The organism is uncultured Agitococcus sp. (assembly GCF_937920075.1).
In the GTDB taxonomy this organism is placed as follows: Bacteria; Pseudomonadota; Gammaproteobacteria; order Pseudomonadales; family Moraxellaceae; genus Agitococcus.
Genome location: NZ_CALETI010000355.1, coordinates 1 through 5530, shown reverse-complemented (window position 1 = coordinate 5530; position 5530 = coordinate 1). Strand labels below are relative to the sequence as shown.

The following is a 5530-nucleotide window of genomic DNA, read 5'->3' as shown; positions in this document are numbered from 1 at the left end:
TAAAACGTGATTTTAATGATGAGTTAGAACAAGCGATTTATCAATTATGGCAAGGTTGCTTACAACCTTCGACAATGACTAGCCTACGTTAGCGCAAGCTATTTAAACTAAGACTGCCCTGACAACTTTTGGCTTCTAAACTATAGTGATCTGTTAATTGGCTTAAAACGCCTTGCCGTCTTAATAAATTGATGTGTTTATCAATAGCTGCACTATAGGCAACGGACTGTGGTGTTTTTTTAGCAATGCCTAAGCGATAAGTTTTTGTTGCCCCTTCTAAATTAATACATCCCATATTACTAAATTGATAAAGCTGTTTTTTGATGGCATTTTGCAATACTGCCGCTTCAATAATAAAAAAATCACATTGTTTGTTATTTAAAGCATCCAAAACATTTTGTATTGAATCTAAACGACGAATCGCTAAAAAATCTGCCAACACACCATAGTTATAACCTTGTATACCACAAAATTGCCGAGTCTTAATATTTTGTCTTAAATTTGCTACATCTACGCGGCCATTATCATAAACTAAGCTATATTTTAATTGATACAAAGGCTGGCTAAAATACAAATAGCTTTGTCTTTCTGGAGTCAAACTAACATCTAAAACCATATCACACTGTGCATTTTTTTGATAATTTTTGGCGCGTTGATGCACTTCTGCCCACGGCAATCTGACAAACTCATAGTCCAAACGCAAATAAGATAATACCTGTGTTGCAATATCGACTGTATAACCTGTTAACTGATTATCTTGTTCAGAAATGGGATAACTATATGGCGGCCAAGGGTTTTCATCTAAACAAACTTGCCACTTAGCCGCTTGTACTTGCGAAGCTGCCAAACAAATACCAACACCAGCTAACCACAAAAAACTGCGGCTAATTAATGTTAAGTGTTTGCTGACACTTGATAGGGTTAACATCATATTCCTCTGCCAATACAGCAATATCTTTGCTTAATGTGCCGATTGCTTGCTGTATTTGCCCGACAAAATTGCTGGCATTAGGCACATGCTTAGATACCGCAATATGATAACTTTTTTCGGTGCCTGATAAGCGAATACAACCAACAGGTGGCACTTGGTATTGGTTGGCACGTTGGCCATAACGCATCAATACTCCTTCGGCCACAAACACATCACACTCTTTGGCTTTAATATTAAACATCACATCTTTAATTGTATTATGTTCTTGAATTTTTAGTTGTTTATTTAATGCGCCATAATCTACATTTTTAACACCACAAACATTAAATTTATTCATATCAGCAAGGTTTTTTATACCCAAACCTGACATATAGGTTTCCCAGTTATAAACCAAATCAAAATGTAAGCGATAAATTGGATGGGTTAACAGAACACTTGATTCTAAACTACTGCCTTTTTGTACATCTAAAGCAATATCACAACCTGCATTTGGGTTGGCATCTTGCATTTTTTTAGCAATCTCGGCACTAGAGACTAATTTCACCGCATAAGGTATCGCCATCGTTTTAAGTGCTTTTTGAATAATGTCTAAACTATAACCTTTTAACTTACCCGCACCTTGTATTTTTTCTGAATAGGCAAATGGTGGATTAGGTATTTTATCAACACAAATTTGTAATGGTGCGGCGTATGCCGAAGACGTCATCAATATCAGCAACACAGGACTAAAACGTAAATTAAAAGACATATAAACCCTCCGATTTTTATAATGAATGGATTGAGGGCATCCTTGCGAAACTATCTGTTCTATTCAGTCTAGCGTGTTTGACAATCAGTGTCGAGAATGATTACTTAATAAACAACCCAACACGACTTGACAAAAACACAAAAGCCCTCTAAATTAGTGAACATATGTACACCAATTTAGAGGTTTATCATGTCTGACAGCGAAATAATGAGTATTAAAGACACATCTAAAAACAACAATTACTCTAATACCATTGAACAGGCAAGCTCTATTATTCATGTTGCCATGCGCGGTGCACAAGAGTTAACTCATTTGGTTGCAGAAGTACATAGTACCATTAATGCCTTACCCTCACCTTTTAACAAACATCATCAACCCAGTGCCAAATACGCACCATTCCCTTATAAAATTGTGTCCACTGCTTTTTCTTTATTAGCCAAGTTAAGCCATATTTTAGCTCCTCAATCCACAGAATTTAACAATCCTTTGGCGGTGCGTTCTCAGGCTGCTTTTAATGGGGTTTCTGGTGATAAATTAGAGTTTTGGGATAGTCCTTTAGCCATTCCTTTATCTTTGCGTGGTGAAAACGGCGACTTTTTAGACGTAGCGTCTTGGGCAACTGACCCAGCCAAAGGTTATGTGATTTTTTTACACGGTTTATGTGAAAGCGATTTAGATTGGCAACGTGGTCAACATCATCAAGATTTTTATCATGAATTAGCCCAATCAGGCTACAAAGTGGCGTGGTTACGCTATAACACAGGTCGCGCTATTCATCATAATGGCGAAGAATTTGCTCAATTATTACAAGATCATTTTGCCAACCAAGGCAAACCCATCGTGTTAATTGGCCATAGTATGGGTGGTTTGGTGATGCGTAGTGCGATGGACTGGGCAGAAAAACAACAACATACTTGGTTAAGCCGTATTAGCCATGCCGCTTATTTAGGAAGTCCACATTTGGGCGCACCGTTAGAACGTTTAGGCAATAAAGCCAATAACTTATTAAACATTACCCCTTATACTCGCCCTTTTATGCGTTTGGGCAATATTCGTAGTCGGGGCATTAAAGATTTACGTTATGCGCGAATTACCGAAGACAATATTGTGCCGCATTTACCTGAGCATATTGAGCATTTATTAATTGCTAGCTTGTGGAAATCTGAACTGAATTATGATGTTTTAGGCGATGGCATTGTGCCAATGAGCAGTGCTTTAGCCCAAGATGAGCAAGGGGATGTATTGTTTGCCCCTAAACTTAATCGTGTGACGTTTAGCGATATGAGCCATTTAGCCATGCTTAGTGATGAACGCATTTATCAACAGTTGCGCCAATGGTTAAAGTTTGATTTATGAATACTGCTGATTTAGCCGCTTTTATTGAAGTTGCCCGTTTTGAATCATTTTCATTAGCGGCTGAAAAATTACATTTAACCCAACCTGCGATTAGTAAACGTGTGCAGAATTTGGAAGAAACCTTAGCGGTTAATTTGTTTGATCGTGTAGGTCGCAAAGTACAACTCACCGAAGCTGGCCGAAATTTGTTGCCTCGTGCCAAACAATGGTTACTGGATTTTGAAGAAATTAGAAACAGTGTGACTAAACTGCAAGGTGATGTGGCAGGTATTTTAAAAATTGGCACCAGTCATCATATTGGTTTACACCGTTTGCCACCTACTTTGCGTGCTTTTTCGCAAGCTTATCCGCAGGTGCGTTTAGATATTCAATTTATTGATTCCGAAGCGGCTTATGAATCGGTGTTAAGTGGTGATTTAGAACTGGGTATTGTTACGCTGCCACCTGTAGCGGATCCGCGTTTGTTAACCGAAAAAATTTGGGATGATCCTTTGGCGTTTGTTGCAGGTAAAGACCATCCTTTGGCCAACAAAGCCAATATTCAATTGGCGGATTTAACAGGGCATCCTGCCATTTTGCCGTCATTAAACACCTTTACCCGACAAATTGCTGCTGAGCTGTTTAAAAGTTCTGGTTTAGAATTAAATGTCACCATGACCACCAATTATTTAGAAACGATTCGGATGATGGTGTCGATTGGTTTGGGTTGGAGTGTGTTGCCTGCCAGCATGGCCAATGAAGAAATGGTGGTATTGCCTTTAGCCGAAGCAGCAAAAATGCATCGTGATTTGGGCGTGGTTTATCATCCCCGTCGAACCTTGTCTCGTGCTGCAAGTGCTATGTTAGCGGTGTTGCGGGAGCGAAATTAGTTGAAGCTTTAAGCGGATATGTTTACTCTGTTTGGCAATTTATAACTACAACGCGTATTACCCTATGATTGCCAAATTTTGCATTGTGTTAAGCTTTTTAACCTTAGCGGCTTGCCAAACTGTCCCGCAACAAACAACCGTTATTGTTCCACCGCCTCCCCATGCCAATATCAATCAACTGTTAACGGTTAGCCAATTTCGTACACCGCTTTTTTATTTAGAAGCGCCATTGTATGACCCCGAAGTTAAAGAATGGATTCCACAAAAATTTTTAGATGATGTGCAAAAAAGCATTGATGACACGATTAACTATCCTTATACCGACACACAGTTACGTTTAGCTCTGTCGCAAAAATTAAGCAGTGCAGAAACACAGCAAGTAATTGATTTTTATCAGTCAACAACAGGCCAAAATATTTTACAAGCTGAACAAAGTTTTAGAGAGCGGGTTAATTTAAGCTCTGATAGCACGGCTTTAGCGGCTGATGTTATTAAAGCTACGTTGTTATCAACCATGCTGCATAATGTGTTTATGAGCAGTGTTGATGCGGTGATTAGTCGTTTAGATAGTTATGAGTGTTTGGCGATTCGGCAAATTCCTGGTTCTAATATTGGCTTGTTAATGGCAAAACGTCATAAAGTGGCTTTTATGGAGCGGCAGGTGCAACGCTCATTGAGTAATTTATATTTGAATGTGAGTGATGCCGATTTGCAAGCGTATTTGCAATTTGCCCAAAGTGCGGTTGGACAAAAATATTTTAAGGCGCGTAATGAGGCGATGTTGAGTATTGGTAAGGAGTTTGGTGAGCGTGTGGCAGAGGCAATTGCCCCTGCTTTGCCAAATTGTATGGGTAGTTTTAAGGTGAGTTCGTAGGTTTGATGTAGCGAAAAAACAGGATTAAAGATTAAGCATTTAATCCTGTTTTTTGTGATGATTCATATAGGTTACTTTTACTATAACTCTATTTTCGGTGCATTTATAAGTTGCCCTGATAGCCAAAATTGTCCTTGCACTATTCCCATTACAACAGGCTCTTTCTCAAAAAATCTAATGTCAGCAACAACATCAATTTCACCACCCAATGTATCAATAAGCAGCCAATAAAACTCTTCGTGTGTCAATTCATTAAGCTTTCTTTCGTATTGCTTAATAATGCCTGTAAAAATACTGAATGCTTGAGGTGGATCAGGGTCTTTTTCTTCAAACGAAAAAAGTCCACTTGGAACAAAAGATTGAGTCGCCCATTTGGGTTCAGAGGTTTGGCTTTCGTTATATTGTTGTTCGTTATCGTAAATACTTAATTCTTGTGCAAATGCAGTCAGTTGAATTTCAAAGTTTTTAGGAAAATCAATTTGCCCTATAGTTTTGAAGTCAGGTAAGTCAAAAACAAAAGGATACAGACCACTATCTGGATTATTTTTCTCTGAAGGGTCTGCCCAACCATAAAAAGCACCATCAAGTTCGCTTTCAGGTCTTTCAACTGTATTTATCAAGCAAACTGTCCTTTTGCTTTTACCTTTAAAGTGCGGATTTACACCTAAAAATTCGTTATTTTTATTGAATTGTATAAATAACTCAGCCCCTGAATTATCTGAAAATACTGAATAAACTCCTTCTTTTACTTT

6 protein-coding genes are annotated in these 5530 nt (G+C 38.4%); 3 read left to right on the top strand and 3 right to left on the bottom strand.

What is annotated here, in order from left to right:
- Positions 1-88: 88 nt before the first annotated feature.
- On the bottom strand, positions 89-931 hold the full coding sequence (locus Q0212_RS12275) for an ABC transporter substrate-binding protein (RefSeq protein WP_297925921.1): 843 nt from the start codon (positions 929-931) through the stop codon (positions 89-91).
- Positions 885-1679 (bottom strand): ABC transporter substrate-binding protein, encoded by a 795-nt coding sequence (locus Q0212_RS12270; RefSeq protein ID WP_297925919.1) that lies wholly within the window; start codon positions 1677-1679, stop codon positions 885-887. Before Q0212_RS12270 ends, Q0212_RS12275 begins: the two co-directional genes overlap by 47 nt.
- Before the next feature lie 189 nt (positions 1680-1868).
- On the opposite strand from Q0212_RS12270, the gene Q0212_RS12265 reads away from it, so the two are divergent.
- The 3 genes from Q0212_RS12265 (at position 1869) to Q0212_RS12255 (ending at position 4778) form a co-directional block, all read left to right on the top strand.
- A complete protein-coding gene (locus tag Q0212_RS12265; RefSeq protein WP_297925917.1) occupies positions 1869-3035 on the top strand; it encodes an alpha/beta fold hydrolase in 1167 nt (388 codons plus the stop codon).
- Positions 3032-3904 carry a LysR family transcriptional regulator gene (locus Q0212_RS12260; RefSeq protein WP_297925915.1) on the top strand — a complete coding sequence of 291 codons (873 nt, stop codon included), beginning with the start codon at positions 3032-3034 and terminating at the stop codon, positions 3902-3904. The genes Q0212_RS12265 and Q0212_RS12260 overlap by 4 nt, the downstream gene beginning before the upstream one ends.
- Positions 3905-3968: 64 nt before the next feature.
- Complete coding sequence (locus tag Q0212_RS12255) at positions 3969-4778, top strand: DUF2059 domain-containing protein (protein WP_297925913.1); 810 nt, start codon at positions 3969-3971, stop codon at positions 4776-4778.
- Between the two features lie 80 nt (positions 4779-4858).
- Here Q0212_RS12255 and Q0212_RS12250 read toward each other — a convergent pair.
- The coding region (locus tag Q0212_RS12250; RefSeq protein ID WP_297925911.1) for a hypothetical protein at positions 4859-5530 on the bottom strand (672 nt) is incomplete at its 5' end.

Bases quoted from the DNA above. Each gene is read 5' to 3' on its own strand.
- Q0212_RS12275 (WP_297925921.1), bottom strand. From the start codon at position 931: ATGATGTTAACCCTATCAAGTGTCAGCAAACACTTAACATTAATTAGC.
- Q0212_RS12270 (WP_297925919.1), bottom strand. From the start codon at position 1,679: ATGTCTTTTAATTTACGTTTTAGTCCTGTGTTGCTGATATTGATGACG.
- Q0212_RS12265 (WP_297925917.1), top strand. From the start codon at position 1,869: ATGTCTGACAGCGAAATAATGAGTATTAAAGACACATCTAAAAACAAC.
- Q0212_RS12260 (WP_297925915.1), top strand. From the start codon at position 3,032: ATGAATACTGCTGATTTAGCCGCTTTTATTGAAGTTGCCCGTTTTGAA.
- Q0212_RS12255 (WP_297925913.1), top strand. From the start codon at position 3,969: ATGATTGCCAAATTTTGCATTGTGTTAAGCTTTTTAACCTTAGCGGCT.